16 protein-coding genes are annotated in these 14,936 nt (G+C 71.0%); 8 read left to right on the top strand and 8 right to left on the bottom strand.

What is annotated here, in order from left to right; genetic code table 11:
* Positions 1-61: 61 nt before the first annotated feature.
* Positions 62-907, bottom strand: coding sequence for a DMT family transporter (locus tag ACFONC_RS00465; protein WP_386742181.1), 846 nt, complete (start codon positions 905-907; stop codon positions 62-64).
* A gap of 282 nt (positions 908-1,189) precedes the next feature.
* On the opposite strand from ACFONC_RS00465, the gene ACFONC_RS00460 reads away from it, so the two are divergent.
* Together ACFONC_RS00460 and ACFONC_RS00455 are read left to right on the top strand one after the other, a co-directional pair.
* Positions 1,190-1,672, top strand: coding sequence for a YajQ family cyclic di-GMP-binding protein (locus ACFONC_RS00460; protein ID WP_386741555.1), 483 nt, complete (start codon positions 1,190-1,192; stop codon positions 1,670-1,672).
* Positions 1,673-1,761: 89 nt separating this feature from the next.
* Positions 1,762-2,328, top strand: a complete 567-nt coding sequence (locus ACFONC_RS00455) for a DUF1415 domain-containing protein (RefSeq protein ID WP_386741554.1) — start codon at positions 1,762-1,764, stop codon at positions 2,326-2,328.
* Between the two features lie 59 nt (positions 2,329-2,387).
* On the opposite strand, the gene ACFONC_RS00450 is transcribed toward ACFONC_RS00455, so the two are convergent.
* Entirely contained in the window at positions 2,388-3,092 is a 705-nt protein-coding gene (locus ACFONC_RS00450; RefSeq protein ID WP_386741553.1) for a pseudouridine synthase, read from the bottom strand.
* Positions 3,089-4,153, bottom strand: a complete 1,065-nt coding sequence (locus ACFONC_RS00445) for a class I SAM-dependent methyltransferase (RefSeq protein WP_386741552.1) — start codon at positions 4,151-4,153, stop codon at positions 3,089-3,091. Before ACFONC_RS00445 ends, ACFONC_RS00450 begins: the two co-directional genes overlap by 4 nt.
* A 150-nt stretch (positions 4,154-4,303) precedes the next feature.
* Here ACFONC_RS00445 and ACFONC_RS00440 point away from each other — a divergent pair, with 150 nt between their 5' ends.
* Complete coding sequence (locus ACFONC_RS00440) at positions 4,304-4,564, top strand: hypothetical protein (protein WP_386741551.1); 261 nt, start codon at positions 4,304-4,306, stop codon at positions 4,562-4,564.
* Positions 4,565-4,573: 9 nt separating this feature from the next.
* Here ACFONC_RS00440 and ACFONC_RS00435 read toward each other — a convergent pair whose 3' ends face one another.
* Together ACFONC_RS00435 and ACFONC_RS00430 are read right to left on the bottom strand one after the other, a co-directional pair.
* Positions 4,574-5,116, bottom strand: coding sequence for a hypothetical protein (locus ACFONC_RS00435; protein WP_386741550.1), 543 nt, complete (start codon positions 5,114-5,116; stop codon positions 4,574-4,576).
* Positions 5,113-5,715 (bottom strand): RNA polymerase sigma factor, encoded by a 603-nt coding sequence (locus ACFONC_RS00430; protein WP_386741549.1) that lies wholly within the window; start codon positions 5,713-5,715, stop codon positions 5,113-5,115. Before ACFONC_RS00430 ends, ACFONC_RS00435 begins: the two co-directional genes overlap by 4 nt.
* Positions 5,716-5,872: 157 nt before the next feature.
* On the opposite strand from ACFONC_RS00430, the gene ACFONC_RS00425 reads away from it, so the two are divergent.
* The gene (locus ACFONC_RS00425) at positions 5,873-6,199 is read left to right on the top strand and encodes a DUF6249 domain-containing protein (protein ID WP_386741548.1); all 327 of its coding nucleotides are present in this window, start codon (positions 5,873-5,875) and stop codon (positions 6,197-6,199) included.
* 139 nt (positions 6,200-6,338) lie between these two features.
* Here the strand turns inward: ACFONC_RS00425 and ACFONC_RS00420 are convergent, their stop codons facing one another.
* Complete coding sequence (locus tag ACFONC_RS00420; protein WP_386741547.1) at positions 6,339-8,867, bottom strand: ABC transporter permease; 2,529 nt, start codon at positions 8,865-8,867, stop codon at positions 6,339-6,341.
* On the bottom strand, positions 8,864-9,565 hold the full coding sequence (locus ACFONC_RS00415; RefSeq protein ID WP_386741546.1) for an ABC transporter ATP-binding protein: 702 nt from the start codon (positions 9,563-9,565) through the stop codon (positions 8,864-8,866). The genes ACFONC_RS00420 and ACFONC_RS00415 overlap by 4 nt, the downstream gene beginning before the upstream one ends.
* Before the next feature lie 285 nt (positions 9,566-9,850).
* Between ACFONC_RS00415 and ACFONC_RS00410 the strand changes: the two genes are divergently transcribed.
* Positions 9,851-10,516 carry an arylesterase gene (locus tag ACFONC_RS00410; RefSeq protein WP_386741545.1) on the top strand — a complete coding sequence of 222 codons (666 nt, stop codon included), beginning with the start codon at positions 9,851-9,853 and terminating at the stop codon, positions 10,514-10,516.
* 46 nt (positions 10,517-10,562) lie between these two features.
* On the opposite strand, the gene ACFONC_RS00405 is transcribed toward ACFONC_RS00410, so the two are convergent.
* A complete protein-coding gene (locus ACFONC_RS00405) occupies positions 10,563-11,228 on the bottom strand; it encodes a DsbA family oxidoreductase (protein ID WP_386741544.1) in 666 nt (221 codons plus the stop codon).
* A 187-nt stretch (positions 11,229-11,415) separates the two neighbouring features.
* On the opposite strand from ACFONC_RS00405, the gene ACFONC_RS00400 reads away from it, so the two are divergent.
* The 3 genes from ACFONC_RS00400 (at position 11,416) to ACFONC_RS00390 (ending at position 14,934) form a co-directional block, all read left to right on the top strand.
* Entirely contained in the window at positions 11,416-13,308 is a 1,893-nt protein-coding gene (locus tag ACFONC_RS00400) for a sulfotransferase (RefSeq protein WP_386741543.1), read from the top strand.
* A gap of 67 nt (positions 13,309-13,375) precedes the next feature.
* Positions 13,376-13,966 (top strand): DUF3016 domain-containing protein, encoded by a 591-nt coding sequence (locus ACFONC_RS00395; protein ID WP_386741542.1) that lies wholly within the window; start codon positions 13,376-13,378, stop codon positions 13,964-13,966.
* 71 nt (positions 13,967-14,037) lie between these two features.
* Positions 14,038-14,934, top strand: a complete 897-nt coding sequence (locus ACFONC_RS00390; RefSeq protein WP_386741541.1) for a cation diffusion facilitator family transporter — start codon at positions 14,038-14,040, stop codon at positions 14,932-14,934.
* The last annotated feature ends 2 nt before the right edge of the window (positions 14,935-14,936 follow it).

Here is a 14,936-nt window from a genome sequence, read left to right as displayed (position 1 = left end):
GAACTCCGGGTAGTTGACCCGGGAGGTATCGAGGAAACCGGCGCGCGACTGCCACCCGCCGTCAGGGTGGAGGCATTGCCTGCGCGCGGACACGCTCGCGCCGGATCAGGTACAGGCCGCTGGCGATGATGATCGCCGCGCCCAGCCAGGTGACGCCGTCGGGCAGCACCTGCCACAGGGCGAGGTCGAGCATCACGCCCCAGACCAGGGCGGTGTATTCGAGCGGCGCGATCATCGACGCCTCACCGCGGCGGAACGCCTCGGTCAGCAGCACCTGCGCCAGGGTGCCGACCACGCCAACGCCTGCGATCACCCACCAGTGCCGGCCCTGGATCGGCGTCCATTCGTGCCAGGACAGCGCGCCACCGCCGACCATCAGCATCACCATCAGCCAGAACACCATGGCCTGGGTGCTGTCGCGCTGTGCCAGCACGCGCACGGTGATCGCCGCGGCGGCGTAGCAGACAGCCGCCCCCAGCACCGCCAGGCCGCCCAGGGTCATCATCCCCTGCCCCGTCGGCCGCAGCACCACCAGCACGCCGACGAGCCCGACGAAGATCGCCGCCCAGCGCCGTGGCCCGACCTTCTCGCCCAGGATCGGCACCGCCATCGCCGTGACCAGCAGCGGCGCGACGAAGCTGATCGCATAGGCGGTGGTGAGTGGCAGCGTGCGCACGCCGTAGACGAAGCCGGCCATCAGCGCCACGCCGAGCACGCCGCGCAGCAGGTGCAGCGGCCAGTGCACGCGCAGCAGCCCGCGCGCGCCGACCGTGGCCAGCGACCACGCCAGCACCAGCGGCAGCGCGGCAGCACCGCGCAGGGTGGCGACCTGCAGCGCCGGATAGTGCGGCGAGAGGAGCTTGAGGCCGGTGTCCATGAGCGCGAACAGCGCCACCGCCGCGAGCATGTACAGCGCCGGCCCGGCGCGTCGACGCGCGGGTGCCGGGCCGACGGGCGGCGCCGGTTCGGAAACCGGAACGGGAGTGGGCTGCGGCATCGCGCGACGTTGCCTGCGCCGCGGACGCCGCGCAAGTGCGACCGGTCCACCGTGCCCCGGACCTGCGGCACCTGTCACGAAGCGATCGCGTTCAATGCGGATCCGCGCGCCTCGGAGGTTGGGTGCGCCGTGACCAGCCCGGGCCGCGCATGCGCTAACCTGCACTGCCCTTTCCCGACGCCTGCAACCGCCATGCCTTCTTTCGATATCGTCTCCGAAGTCGACACCCACGAGCTGACCAACGCCGTCGACCAGGCCAACCGCGAGCTGTCCACCCGTTTCGACTTCAAGGGCGTGGAGGCCAGCTTCGAACGCAACGAGAACATCATCAGCCAGTCGGCGCCGAGCGAGTTCCAGCTGCAGCAGATGACCGACATCCTGCGCGCGCGGCTGGCGGCGCGGAAGATCGACTCACGCTGCCTGGAGTTCGACGATGTCGAGACCAACCTTGCCGGCGCACGCCAGAAGGTCACCGTGCGCCAGGGCATCGAGCGCGAGCTGGCGAAGAAGATCCAGGGCGCGATCAAGGACGCCAAGCTCAAGGTCGACAGCCAGATCAACGGCGACAAGCTGCGCGTCACCGGCAAGAAACGCGACGACCTGCAGGCGGTCATGGCGCTGCTGCGCGGCAAGGAGTTCGAGTTGCCGCTGCAGTTCGACAATTTCCGGGACTGATCCCGCCACCTGTGCAGGAGCGGCGGAAGCCGCGCGCTCGCGGGCTCCGGCGAGGAAGAGCTCGCGGCTTCCGCCGCTCCTACGAAGGCATGCGTGAGGCCACTGCATTGCACGACCCCATCGCCGACACCCGCCGCTGGATCGACCGCGCCGTCATCGGCCTGAACCTGTGCCCGTTCGCCAAGGCCGTGGTCGCCAAGGGCCAGGTGCGCTACGTGCTCGCCGACGCCACCACGCCTGAAGCGCTGCTGGAAATCCTCGGCGAGGAGCTGTTGCACCTGCGCGACACGCCCGCATCGGTGGTCGACACCACCCTGATCGTGCATCCGCAGGTGCTGGCCGATTTCCTCGACTACAACGACTTCCTCGAAGATGCCGACGCGCTGGTTGAACAGCTCGGGCTGGACGGTGAGCTGCAGGTGGCAAGCTTCCACCCGCGGTACCAGTTCGCCGGCAGTGGCGAGGACGACATCGCCAACTTCACCAACCGCTCGCCCTGGCCGACGCTGCACCTGCTGCGCGAGGACAGCGTGGCGCGCGCGGTCGAGGCCTTCCCCGATCCAGACGCGATCGTCGAACGCAACATCTCGACCCTGGGAAAGCTCGGCCACGACGGCTGGCGGCGCCTTTTCCCGCGCAACGACCAATCCCCGTAGGTCGGGGCTACGCCCCCGACACCCCGCGAACAACAAGCCGTCGGGGGCGTAGCCCCGACCTACGGTGCGTCGAACAGGCGTTCGACATCGGCGGCGTCGAGCGCGCGCCATCGGCCTTCGGCCAGAGCACCGAGGTCGAGCCCACCGACGCGGCTGCGGTGCAGCGCTTCGACATGGTTGCCGACCGCGGCGAACATCCGCCGCACCTGGTGGTAGCGGCCTTCGTGCAGGGTCAGCCGCGCACGGGTCGGCGAGAGCACGTCCAGCTGCGCCGGCAGCAGCGGCGTCTTCTCCGATTCGAGCATCAGCGTGCCGTCGGCGAAGATCGTGGCCTCGTCGCCGCGCAACGGTTGCGCAAGCGTGGCCTCGTACACCTTCGGCAGCCTCGCTTTGGGCGAGATGATCCGGTGCAGCAGCGCGCCGTCGTCGGTCAGCAGCAGCAGGCCGCTGGTGTCGCGGTCCAGGCGCCCCACCGTCGAAAGCTGCGGCGAGCGCCGTGCGAAGCGCGGTGGCAGCAGGTCGTACACCAGGCGGCCGCGGTCCTTCGTCGAACACGTGTAACCGGTCGGTTTGTGCAGCATCAACACCAGGCCGGCCGGTGGGTCGAGCGGTTCACCGTCGATGCGCACGTCGGCGTACGCCGGCGCGTCGTCGATGTACAGCAGTTCGCCGGCCGCGTCGGTCACCCGGCCTTCGCGCACCATCGCGGTGACGTCGCGGCGGCTGCCGTAGCCGAGGTTGGCGAGCATCCGCAACAGCTTCATCGCGTGCCGTGCCCCGCGGCGTGCGCAGCCTTCACCGCCTCGACCACCTTGAAGCCGTCACGTTGCGCGACCAGGCGCGCGCTGCCGAAGCTGGCGTCGAGCACCGATTCGTAGGGCAGGTGGCGGTTGGCGACCAGCCACAGGCGGCCGCCGGGTTTGAGCGCCTCGGCGGCGACGGCGATGAAGCGACGGCCGATGTCCGGGCGCGCGGCGTTGCCCTGGGCGTGGAACGGCGGGTTGGTGACGATGGCGTCGAAGCGCTGCGCCAGTCCGGTGGTGACGTCGTGCCAATGGAACTCAAGTTCCGCACGCTGCGCGAACGGCGCGAGGTTCACCTGCGCCAGCTCCAGCGCGCGCGCCTCGGCTTCGAACAGGTCGAGCGCGGTGATGCCCGGACAGCGCCGCAACAATTCCATCGACAGATAGCCCCAGCCGGCGCCAAGGTCGGCGGCGTGGCCGCGCAGGTCAGCGGGCAGGTGCTCGGCCAGCAGCGCCGACGCGGCATCGATGCGGTCCCAGGCGAACACGCCGGGGCGGCTGGTGAAGCGGCCACCGGCGATCGGGCGCGACGCGTCCAGCGTGCGCCACTGCGCAGCGAGCGCGGCGTCGCCGCCCGTCGCGCCCGGCTGCGTCCAGAACACGCGGCACTTGTGCTTGGAGCGGGACACCAGCGGGCCGGCGATGCGGGCGAGGTCGGCTTCGTGCGATTTCGCACCGGCGTCGTTTGCGGCGCTGGCGACGACGATGCCGCCGGGCTGCAGGCGCGCCAGCGCTTCGGCGAACAGCGCGCGCGCCTCGTCGCGCTGGCGCGGGGGCAGCACCAGCACCAATGGGTACTTCGATTCATCCGGTTCGCGCACGTCGAACCCGGAGCGCTCCAGCGCCAGCGCATCGGGCCGGAAGCCCTGCTCGCACACCAGGCCGGGCAGCGGCCGTTCATGCAGCGGCCAGCCGTCGCGCGCGCGCAGGAACAGCGCGCCGTCGCGCGGCCACGCCAGCGTGCCGTCAGCAACGGGGAGCAGCAGCGCCTGCAGGGCGGGATCGGCTTGCGGTGCGGTCATGGTCTGGCGCGCGCGCCTCGGGAACAGGGCGCAATTCTAGTACCTGGCTTCGCCCGCAAGAACGCTGTCGGAATCCGAATGCCGGCTTCATCGGCAACGAACGTTCCGGCCGGCACGATGACCGCATCATTCGGGAACATGGAGACAGCGATGCGCGCACTTTTCGTCGGCGGCACCGTGGACAACAGCGAGCTGGACATCGACGGCAGCGAGGCGCCGCTGAACTACCCGCCTAGCACCGGCAGCGGCCAGCCGCGCTACCGGCTGCACCACGTCGGCAAGCAGGGCGACAGCGCGGTCTATGCGGTCTACGGCGCACCGGACCTGGCCGACACGGAGGTGCGCCGCATCAGCGAGGAGCGCGGCTACGCGCGCCGCTTCGGCGCCGGGAGCGTGGAGACGGTGGCCTGACAGCCGCGATCAGCCCGGCCGCGCAATGCCGTCATGGCCGGCCTGGCGCCGCAGCCAGCCAAGGGACCACGACAGGCCCAGGCATCCGGCCAGCAGCGCCAACCATTGCAGGCCCTGCACGCCCGCCAAGGCCTCCAACTGCGCCATCACGCGCGCGCCGTAGACCAGCGCTGCGGCCGCCGTACCCAGCGCGAACACGGCCACCAGCGCGCCTGTCAGTCGCCGTTCGAATGCGCTCGATCGTGGGAGCGGCTTCAGCCGCGAGCTTTTCGTAACGGCAGTCGCCGTCTGCAACTCGGCGATGCGCGCGACACGGGCGGCGAAATCCGGCGGCAATTCGACCGGCGGCGGGCGGCGCAGTGCGTCGGCGACATGCCGGTACGCAGCATCGCCGGCTTCCTGCGGGCTTGCGAGCGATCGTTCCCCCGCCGGGAAGAAATCGCGGCTGAAGCCGCTCCCGCGAGGGGCAGGGGGATTCGTCGCGGCGGCTCGCCGTGCGCGTTCCTGTGCTGCCCACTCGCGCGCGTCGCGGTCATTTCCGGGTGTGTTCATGCGATGGCTCCGATGCGCGGTTCCAGCAGCGCGCGCAGCTGTTTTCGGCTGCGGAACAGATGGCTCTTGATGGTGCCTTCTGCGATTCCGGTGATGCGTGAGATCTCCGGGATCGACAGCTCTTCCAGGTGGTACAGGGTCAGCAGCGTGCGCTGCAGCGGCGGCAGCGATTCGATCGCGGCGTGCAGGTAGCGATTGACCTGATCGTCCGCGACGGCCGCGTGCGCGTCGTGTGCGTCGGCCACCAGTTCAGCCAGCGCCATGCCGTCGCCGTCGACCGCCTCGGCCAGCGGGATGCGCCGGCGTTCGAGGTGGCGCAGGGCGATCGAGTAAGCGACCTGCGCGATCCACGACTTCAGCGGCGCGTCGAAGCGGTACTGGTGCAGATGGCGATGCACGCGCAGGAAAGCTTCCTGGCACAGCTCGCGCGTGTCCTCGCGGTGCCGGACCATGCGCTGGATCACGTGCCAGCACAGGCCCTGGTGGTCCCGCACCAGTTCCTCGAACGCGCCCGGCGCGCCGGCGAGCACGGCCGCGACCAGCGCGCGCTCGTGCGCCGCCGCGTTCGCGACCGGGTCGATGGATTGCGCTGCCTGCATGCCGATGGAGATACGTCGACCGCGGCGACGGTTGCAAGCGCCATCGGTACTGCCGCCCCACGGATGCCGCGTGCGCCGGCGTCTTCGCTGCAACCGCCTGCGGCATGGCCGTATCCAAGGTCCGTGCAAGCCCCGACCACGAATCCGGAACCCCGCCATGAATTTCGACATCCTGATCCCCATCACCCTGTTCGTCTGCGTCGCATACGCGATCAAGGCCGTCGTCGACGCCCGCGTGCGCCGGCAGATGGTCGAATCCAACAGCTCCGAGGCACTGGTGCAGTCGATCCTCGAGGGCGAGGAACTGCGCCGCCGCCACGGCTCGCTGCGCTGGGGCATCGTGCTGGTGGCGCTGGCAGCGGGTTTCGCCATCGTCCAGGGCAGCGGCTGGACCGAGCCCAATGCGGGTGCCTTCGCGGTGCTGCTCGCTGCCGTGGGACTGGGAAACCTGGCTTACTACGCCGTGAGCCGGCGTCTGAAGTAGCGCGGGTGTCGGGGGCGTAGCCCCGACCTACGGCCCGCGCGCGGATGGGCGCTACGCTCCGACATCCCGCGCATGGTCGCAATCAACGCCGCAGGCCGGGGCTACGCCCCCGACCCGATCGAAGTCCAGGCTCCGGCGGCTAATCGCCGACCTCGCGCAGCGTCACCGACGGCGGCGCGTCGACCACGCGGCGGGTGGCGAACAGGCCTGCCGCAAGCGACGCGACCATGCCCAGCGCGCCGCCGGTCGCGGCCATCGCCCAGTTCGGCTGCCACGGCAGGTCGAACACCTCGCGCGCGACCACGCCCGACAGCACCGAGGCCGCGATCGCCGCGACCAGGCCCGCAAGCAGGCCGATCGCCGCGAACTCCGAGGCCTGCGCCAGCCGCAGCTGGCCGCGGCTGCCGCCGAGCACGCGCATCACGCCGCCCTCCTGCAGGCGCTCGTCCTGGCTGGCGCCCACGGCCGCCAGCAGCACCAGCACGCCGGCGGCGAAGGCGAACCAGAACACCACCTGCACCACGGTCGAGACCTGGTCGCCGATGCTGCGCACCTGTTTAAGCACCGCGTCGATGTCGATCACCGACAGGTTCGGGAAGCGCTGCACCAGCTGCGCGGTGAAGCGCGGCTGCGACGGCGGCACACTGACCGCGGTGATGTAGCTGGCCGGATAGCCGTCCAGCGCGCCGGGCGAGGCGAGCACGAAGAAGTTCGGCCGGAAGCTTTCCCAGTCGATGCTGCGCAGGCTGGTGATGCGGCCTTCGAAACGCTGGCCGGCAATGTCGAACGTGATGCGGTCGCCCAGCTTCCAGCCCAGCGACTGCGCGAAGTTCTCCTCGATCGACAGCTCCGGCTGCGCGGGTACGGTCTTGCCCCAGAATTCGCCGGCGACGACCTTGTTGTCGTCGCGCAAGGCGTCGGCGAACGACAGGTTGAACTCGCGCTCGGCCCGGCGCCGTGCCTGGCGCGCATCGCCGCCCTCGGCCTCGACGCGCTCGGCCACGGCGTCGCCGCGCACCGGCTTGCCGTTGCGTTCGAGCAGGCGCGCGCGAACCATCGGCACCAGCGTCGGTGCATCGAGTCCTTGGGCAGCGATGAAGTCGCGCACCGGCTGCACCTGGTCGGACTGCACGTTGATGATGAAGCGGTTGGGCGCGTCCTGCGCCAGCGACAGCTGCCAGCGGTCGAGCAGGTCGGTGCGCACGAAGGTCAGCAGCAGCAGCGCCATCAGCCCGAGCCCGAGCGCGGTGACCTGCGCGATCGAGGTGCCGGCGCGGCGGCTGACGTTCGCCAGCCCGTAGCGCAGCGCGCCTCTCAGGCGCGAACGCAGCCGGCGCACCAGCGCGACCATCGCCCACGCCAGCAGCGCCAGCGCCGCGAACGCTGCGGCGATGCCGCCCAGCATCGCGCCGCCGAGCGTGGCCGAACCGGCCTTCCACCACACCAGCGCGGCGAGCCCGGCAAAGCCAGCCAGCAGCACCGTCCACGCGGCCGGCTCGGCGCGGTCGAGGTCACGGCGCAGCACGCGCAGCGCCGACACCCGCCGCAGCGCCAGCACCGGCGGCGCGGCGAAGGCCAGCAGCACGACCATCCCCACCGCCAGCCCCTGCAGCGCGGGCAGCCAGCCGGCGGGCGGGATCGAGAGCCCGAGCGCGCCTTCCAGCCACGCGCCCACCGCCCACTGCAACGCGAACGCGATCGCCACGCCCAGCGCGGATGCCATCAGTCCCAGCAGCAGCATCTCGCCGACATGGATGCCGACCAGCGTGCGCTGGCTCGCGCCCAGGCAGCGCATCACCGCCGCGCCCGACAGGTGGCGCTCGCCGTGGCGACGCGCGGCCATCGCGACGGCAACCGCGGCCAGCACCACCGACACCAGCGCGGCCAGGCCGAGGAAACGGCCGGCGCGGTCGAGCGCTGAGCGGATTTCCGGGCGCGCGTCGGCGATGGTTTCCAGCCGCTGGCCGCGGCCGAGCGATGCCTTTGCGACATCGGTGAAACGTTCGACCGCGGCGGCATCGCCGGCCACCACCAGCCGGTAGCGCACCCGGCTGCCTTCCTGCACCAGCCCGGTGCCCGGCAGGTCGGCGAGATTGAGGAACACCTTGGGCGCGACGTTGAAGTAGTCCATCGCCGCGTCCGGCTCCTGCACCACCAGCGCGGCGAGCGTGAGGCGCGACTGCCCGATCGACACCGCGTCGCCCAGGCGCGCGCCGAGCAGGTCGGCGCCGGCGCGACTCATCCACAGCGTGCCGGGCGCGGGAATGCCGCCGGCCTGGTGTTCGCCGCCGGCGTCGTCGATCGTGAAGCGGCCGCGCAGCGGGAAACCTTCGCCCAGCGCGCGCAGGTCGCCGAGGCGCAGATTGGCATCGGCGCCTTCGCCGACGCGGATCATGGAGTTGAACTCGATCGTCTCGGTGTGCGCCAGCCCGGGCGCATTCGCCGCCTCGCGCAGCGCACCTTCGATCGGCTGGTCGCCGCGCACCACCGCGTCGCCGCCGAGCAGGCGGTTGGCCTCGATCGCCAGCGCGCGCTCGGCGCGGTCGGTGACGAAGCCGATCGCGGTCACCGCAACCACCGCGAGCGCCAGCGCGGCGATGAGGATGCGGATGTCCCCCGACGCGAGGTCGCGGCGCAGCTGCCGCCAGGCCAGGCGCAACAGCTTCACGCGTCCACCAGCCTGCCGCCGTCGAGCCGCAGCACGCGGCCGCAGCGCGAAGCCAGGTGCTCGTCGTGCGTCACCAGCACCAGGGTGGTGCCGGCGTCGGCATTCATCGCGAACAGCAGTTCGATCACCGCCTCGCCGGTGTGGGTGTCGAGGTTGCCGGTGGGTTCGTCGGCCAGCAGCAGCGACGGCCCGGTGACGAAGGCGCGCGCCAGCGCCACACGCTGCTGCTCGCCGCCGGACAGCTGGCGCGGGTAGTGGCCGAGGCGTTCGGCCAGGCCCACCTTCGCCAGCGTTGCGCGCGCCGGGGCTTCGGCATCGGCGTCGCCGCGCAGCTCCAGCGGCAGCATCACGTTTTCCAATGCCGTGAGGGAGGGCAGCAGCTGGAAGCTCTGGAACACGAAGCCGACCTTGTCCGCACGCACCTTGGCACGGCCGTCCTCGTCGAGCGCCGACATTGGCGCACCGTCCAGCCGCACCTCGCCGCTGCTGGGCACGTCGAGCCCGGCCATCAGCGACAGCAGCGTGCTCTTGCCCGAACCCGAGGCACCGACGATGGCGACGCTGTCGCCGGCGGCGATGGAAAAGCCGATGCCGTCGAGGATGGTCAGTTCGCCCGACGGCAGCGGCACGCGCTTGCCCAGGCCGGTGACTTCGAGGGCGGCGCGGGTCCGGGTTTCGGGGGAAGCGGCGTCGGGCATGGGGGATCCGGAGTGAGTGAAGGACAAGGGGAAGCAGTCGCATCCATGCGCCGGCACGCATTGTGCCCCGGCGCGGCCTTGAAGCGGCCAAGGCCAGGTGCCATCACGGCCGCGATGCAATGCGGTCGTCGACTTTCACCAGCGAACGCGGCGCACGACAGGCGTCCATGTACGCTGTCATCCCGAGCGCAGCGAGGGATCTTTGCCCGGCCGGTGGAGGCATTCCCCGCCACGCCCGGAATGACAGCGTCATGCACGGCGCCATCGCCGATCAGGAGGCAATCGATGCGGTATTTCAATACGGTGCCGCGACTGCGGTTTCAATGGGCCATTGGTTTGCTCGCCCTGCTGCTGGCACTGCCGGCAAGCGCGCAGGATGTGCCCAGGCCCGTGCCCGGCACGCCGCCGACGGTGCTGGTGATGGGCGATTCGCTGTCCGCCGGCTACGGGCTGTCCGCCGAACAGGGCTGGGTCGCGCTGCTGGCGGACACGATCGAATCCGAAAAGCCCGATTGGCGCGTTGTCAACGCCAGCATCAGCGGCGAAACCACGGCCGGCGGCTCGGCGCGGATCGTGCGCGAGGTGCTGCGGGTCAGGCCGGCGCTGGTGGTGATCGAACTGGGCGCCAACGACGGCCTGCGCGGCCTGCCGCTGCGCGGGATGCGCCACAACCTGGCGCGCATGATCGGCGCCTCGCAGTACGTGGGCGCGAAGGTGCTGCTGGTCGGCATGCGCATCCCGCCCAACTACGGCGCCGACTACGCCGACGGCTTCGAGCAGGTCTACCGCGACCTGGCCGCGCATTTCGACGTCGCGCTGCTGCCGTTCCTGCTCGACCCCATCGCCGCCGACCGCGGCAACTTCCAGGACGACAACCTGCACCCGGTGGCCGAAGCGCAGCCGGCGCTGCGCGACCACGTGTGGAAAGCGCTGGCGCCGATGCTCGACTGAGCCCGCAGACCCGCGTGCTGCACGCAGCAGTGGGCACGGGCACGTCTCATCCCGCGCCCGACGCAAGCTGCCGCAGCGCGCGCTCGAACACGTCCACCGGCTGGCCGCCCTGCACCAGGTGCCGGTCGTTGAAGATGGCCGACGGCACCGCGGTGATGCCGCTGCCGGTGTAGTGGCGCTCGCGCTCGCGCACGGCGTCGGCGAACTCGTCCGACGCGAGGATTCGCCGCGCACGTGCTGCGTCCAGGCCGGCCGATCCGGCCAGCCGCGCCAGCACGTCGTGGTCGGACACGTTCTCGCCGTCGGTGAAGTACGCCCGCAGCAGCGCGTGCTTGAGCGCGCGCTGCGCCTGCAGTGACTCCAGTCCGGCCCAGTGCAGCAGCCGGTGGGCGTCGAAGGTGTTCCAGACGTGGCGGCGCCGATCCATGTCGAAGGTGAAGCCCAGCTCCGCGCCGCGCGCGCGGATCGCCTCGCCGTTGTCGCGCGCCTGTTGTTCGCTCATGCCGTACTTGGCGGTCAGGTGTTCGATCGCATCCTCGCCCTCCGCCGCCAGTGCCGGGTTGAGCTCGAACGGCTGGAAATGCAGCTCCACCCTGGCGTCGTCGCCGACGCGGGCGATCGCCTGTTCCAGCGCCTGCAGGCCGATCGCGCACCACGGGCAGGACACGTCGGAGACAAAATCGATGCGGATCGGCACGGTGGTTTCGCTCATGGTCTGGATCCTGTCGGGCAGGCCATGGAGATGCGCCCGAAATGCCCGGAATCAAGCCACACCAGGGCCGCGCGCCGCGCTCTGGCGGGCGCCGGCATCCGGACCACCGCCGGACGGGCGATTACGGTCGGTCGGTTAAGATCGCATCCGTCCGCACCCCCCTTGCCAACGTGAACCAGACCCCGCGATGAAACTGCAATTCCCGTTCATGCAGCTGCCGATCCAGTTCGACGCCGACGCGCTGGCGCGCGAGGTCCTGGCGCTCGACGAATCCTGCTGGCGCGCGCGCATGGGTGGCGTGGCGGGCAACAGCGCCCTGCCCCTGGTCACCACCGACGGCGCGGTCGAAAGCGACGAGCTCGGCGGCGACATGCGCCCGACGCCGTGGCTGCAGCAGTGTCCCTACGTCATGCAGGTGATGGACGTGCTCGGCGCGACCTGGGGCCGCTCGCGGCTGATGCGCCTTTCGGGCCGCTCGCAGCTGGCCGCGCACGTCGACACCAACTACTACTGGCAAGAGCGCATGCGCGTGCACGTGCCGATCGTGACCACGCCCGCGGTGCGTTTCCACTGCGGCGAGGCCGAGATCAACATGGGTGCCGGCGAGTGCTGGATCTTCGACACCTGGCGACGCCACGGCGTGGTCAACACCGGCGACGTCGATCGCATCCACCTGGTGATGGACACGGTGGGCGGCACCGGATTCTGGAAGCACGCGAGTGGCGCGCGCCCCGCAGGCGTGGCCGGCGTGCCCGAACAGCCCTGGAATCCGCGCGTGGTGCCCTTCAACCCCGACGCCGCCACCCCTGCACTGGATTTCGAATCCACCAACGTGCCGGTGGTGATGACGCCGTGGGAAGTGCGCGAGCACGTTTCCTTCCTGCTGCGCGAAGCGGTGCCCGATCCGCGCCTGGCGTCGATCCAGCGCGCGCTGTCGACCTTCACCCGGGACTGGCAGGCCGCCTGGGCCTGCCACGGCGAGGATCGCGCCGGATGGCCGCGCTACCGCGCACTGTTGCAGGCGCTGCACGCCGAACTGGTGGCGCTGGGCATCAACCAGATCGGGCTGCGCAACGAGGCCGGGCTGATGCACGCGCTGACCGCCTGCCTGTTCGAAGTGGCGCTGGCCGACGGCGCGAGCGGCCAGGACGAGGCGCGCCGCGACCACCACGGCGCGCTGCCGGCGGCACCGGCCACGCCGCGCGACGACGCCGGCGATGCCGACGCCGCGTTCGACCGCCCGGTGTTCATCGTCAGCCCGCCGCGCTCGGGTTCGACCCTGCTGTTCGAGACCCTGGCGACGGCACCCGGCGTGTTCACCATCGGTGACGAAAGCCACGGCCTGATCGAAGGCATCCCGGCGCTGGATCCTGCACGGCGCGATTTCGATTCCAACCGCCTGCTGGCGCGCGACGCCGACGACGAGGTCGTCGCGCAGCTGCGCCGGCGCTTCCTCGCCCAGCTGCGCGATCGCGAACGGCGCCCCCCCGCGCCGGCAACGCGGGTGCGGATGCTGGAGAAGACGCCGAAGAACGCGCTGCGCATCCCGCTGCTGCACAAGGTGTTTCCCGATGCGCGCTTCATCTACCTGCACCGCGACCCGCGCCAGGTGCTGGGCAGCATGCTCGACGGCTGGCAGTCCGGCGGGTTCCGCACGTATCCCGCGCTGCCCGGATGGCAGGGACCGGGGTGGTCGTTCCTGCTGGTTCCCGGCTGGCGCGAGCTGGTGGGCAAGCCGCTCGAGGACATCGTGGCCGCGCAGTGGGCGCGCACCAGCCAGGTCCTGCTCGACGACCTCGACACGCTGCCGGCCGATCGCTGGACGGGACTGGACTACGACCGCTTCCTGGCCGACCCGCAGGGCGAAACTGTCCGCCTCTGCCAGTGGGCGGGCTTCGGCTGGGACCGCGAACTGGGCGACACGTTGCCGCTGTCGCGCTACACCCTGACCGCGCCCGGCGCCAACAAGTGGCGCCGGCATGCCGCGCTCATCGAGCCCCGGCTCGCCGCGCTGCAGCCGCTGGTCGAACGCGCGCGCGCCGCGGCGGACCGCGAGACCGCCGACGCAGGGCCGGTTTAGCAGCGCCTCACAAAACAGCGGCCAGGCAGGACCACAATCGACCGGGTTCCCGACCGGAGGCGCATCCATGGAATTCCGCGCTTCACCGATTTCCCCCACCCCGGCAATCGCCCGCATCCTGGCCGGCGCGATGGCTTGCATGCTCGCCATCGGCGCGGCCTGGGCCAAACCCTCCGACGTCACCGACCCCGAAGCGCCGCGCAGCCTGCCCGCCGACGGCCCGGTCGACGTACGCTGGACCGATCCGGCGCAGTTCACCGAAATCCTGCGCAGCGGCAACCGCCGCGAAGCGCGCCGCGGCGACTGGGTACACGACCTGGCCGAATACCTGCGCAAGCGCGCCAGCGACCGGCTGCCCGACGGCCAGCGGCTCGATGTCACGATCACCGACATCAAGCGCGCGGGCAACTACGAGCCGGGGCGCGGCATCGGCGCCGACTCGATCCGCTTCATGCGCGACGTCTACCCGCCGCGCATCACCCTGGACTTCAAGCTCGTCGGCGCGGACGGCAGCGTGATCGCGCAGGGCACGCGCGAGCTGTCCGACATCGCCTACCTGCAGCGCGGCTCGCCGCTCAACGACAGCGACCAGCTGCGCTACGAGAAGCGCCTGATCGACGACTGGCTGCGCAAGGAATTCCGCGAACCCGCGGCCTGACGACCGCGCGCGGACGGGCGCGCGCAGCGCGGCTTCGCTAAAATGCCGCGATTCCCCCAGCCGCCAGGCCGATGCCGACCGGTCCCGAACTTCCATCGCCGCACGCCACGCTCTACCGGCTAGCCCTGGGCAGTATCGGCATCGGCGTGCTGGTGCTGGGGCTCAAGTTCCTGGCGTGGCGACTGACCGGCAGCGTCGCGCTGTACTCGGACGCGCTGGAAAGCATCATCAACGTCGCCACCGCGATCGCCGCGTTCGTCGCGGTGCGGGTCAGCGCGATGCCGGCCGACGACAACCACCCCTACGGCCACACCAAGGCCGAGTACCTGTCGGCGGTGATCGAGGGCGTGCTGATCATCCTCGCCGCGCTGGCGATCCTGCGCGAGTCGTGGCAGGGCTTCATCGCACCAAGGCCGATCGACGCGCCGGCGCTGGGCCTGGCGATCAGCGGCGCGGCCACGCTGGTCAACCTGGCCTGGGGCACGCTGCTGATCCGCCGCGGCCGTCGCCTGCGCTCGCCGGCGCTGGCCGCCGATGGCCACCACCTGATGACCGACGTGTGGACCTCGGTCGGGGTGATCGCCGGCGTGGCGGTGGTGGCGCTGACCGGCTGGATGCGGCTCGATGCGGTGATCGCCGCACTGGTGGCGCTCAACATCCTGTGGGCCGGCTGGAAGATCATGCACGACAGCGTCGCCGGGCTCATGGACACGTCGCTGCCGCCGGAAGAGGTCGCCCGCATCGAGGCGATCATCGCCGCCACCCGCGGCCCCACCAACGACATCCACGAACTGCGCACCCGCCACGCCGGGCGCCTGACCTTCATCGACTTCAGCCTGCGCGTGCCCGGCACGATGAGCGTGGACGATTCGCACGCGGTATGCGACGACCTCGAAGAGGCGCTGCGGCGCGAGTTCCCCGAGTCGTCGATCACCATCCACGTCGAACCGCGCGGGCATTCGCATTGAAC

It is taken from the genome of Luteimonas soli, assembly GCF_042648865.1.
Lineage (GTDB): Bacteria > Pseudomonadota > Gammaproteobacteria > Xanthomonadales > Xanthomonadaceae > Luteimonas > Luteimonas soli.
This window is presented reverse-complemented; position numbering and strand designations above follow the sequence as displayed.

Excerpts from the sequence above, each read along its gene's own strand:
- ACFONC_RS00465 (WP_386742181.1), bottom strand. The coding sequence starts at position 907 with ATGCTCGCGGCGGTGGCGCTGTTCGCGCTCATGGACACCGGCCTCAAG.
- ACFONC_RS00460 (WP_386741555.1), top strand. The coding sequence starts at position 1,190 with ATGCCTTCTTTCGATATCGTCTCCGAAGTCGACACCCACGAGCTGACC.
- ACFONC_RS00455 (WP_386741554.1), top strand. The coding sequence starts at position 1,762 with ATGCGTGAGGCCACTGCATTGCACGACCCCATCGCCGACACCCGCCGC.
- ACFONC_RS00450 (WP_386741553.1), bottom strand. The coding sequence starts at position 3,092 with ATGAAGCTGTTGCGGATGCTCGCCAACCTCGGCTACGGCAGCCGCCGC.
- ACFONC_RS00445 (WP_386741552.1), bottom strand. The coding sequence starts at position 4,153 with ATGACCGCACCGCAAGCCGATCCCGCCCTGCAGGCGCTGCTGCTCCCC.
- ACFONC_RS00440 (WP_386741551.1), top strand. The coding sequence starts at position 4,304 with ATGCGCGCACTTTTCGTCGGCGGCACCGTGGACAACAGCGAGCTGGAC.
- ACFONC_RS00435 (WP_386741550.1), bottom strand. The coding sequence starts at position 5,116 with ATGAACACACCCGGAAATGACCGCGACGCGCGCGAGTGGGCAGCACAG.
- ACFONC_RS00430 (WP_386741549.1), bottom strand. The coding sequence starts at position 5,715 with ATGCAGGCAGCGCAATCCATCGACCCGGTCGCGAACGCGGCGGCGCAC.
- ACFONC_RS00425 (WP_386741548.1), top strand. The coding sequence starts at position 5,873 with ATGAATTTCGACATCCTGATCCCCATCACCCTGTTCGTCTGCGTCGCA.
- ACFONC_RS00415 (WP_386741546.1), bottom strand. The coding sequence starts at position 9,565 with ATGCCCGACGCCGCTTCCCCCGAAACCCGGACCCGCGCCGCCCTCGAA.
- ACFONC_RS00410 (WP_386741545.1), top strand. The coding sequence starts at position 9,851 with ATGCGGTATTTCAATACGGTGCCGCGACTGCGGTTTCAATGGGCCATT.
- ACFONC_RS00405 (WP_386741544.1), bottom strand. The coding sequence starts at position 11,228 with ATGAGCGAAACCACCGTGCCGATCCGCATCGATTTTGTCTCCGACGTG.
- ACFONC_RS00400 (WP_386741543.1), top strand. The coding sequence starts at position 11,416 with ATGAAACTGCAATTCCCGTTCATGCAGCTGCCGATCCAGTTCGACGCC.
- ACFONC_RS00395 (WP_386741542.1), top strand. The coding sequence starts at position 13,376 with ATGGAATTCCGCGCTTCACCGATTTCCCCCACCCCGGCAATCGCCCGC.
- ACFONC_RS00390 (WP_386741541.1), top strand. The coding sequence starts at position 14,038 with ATGCCGACCGGTCCCGAACTTCCATCGCCGCACGCCACGCTCTACCGG.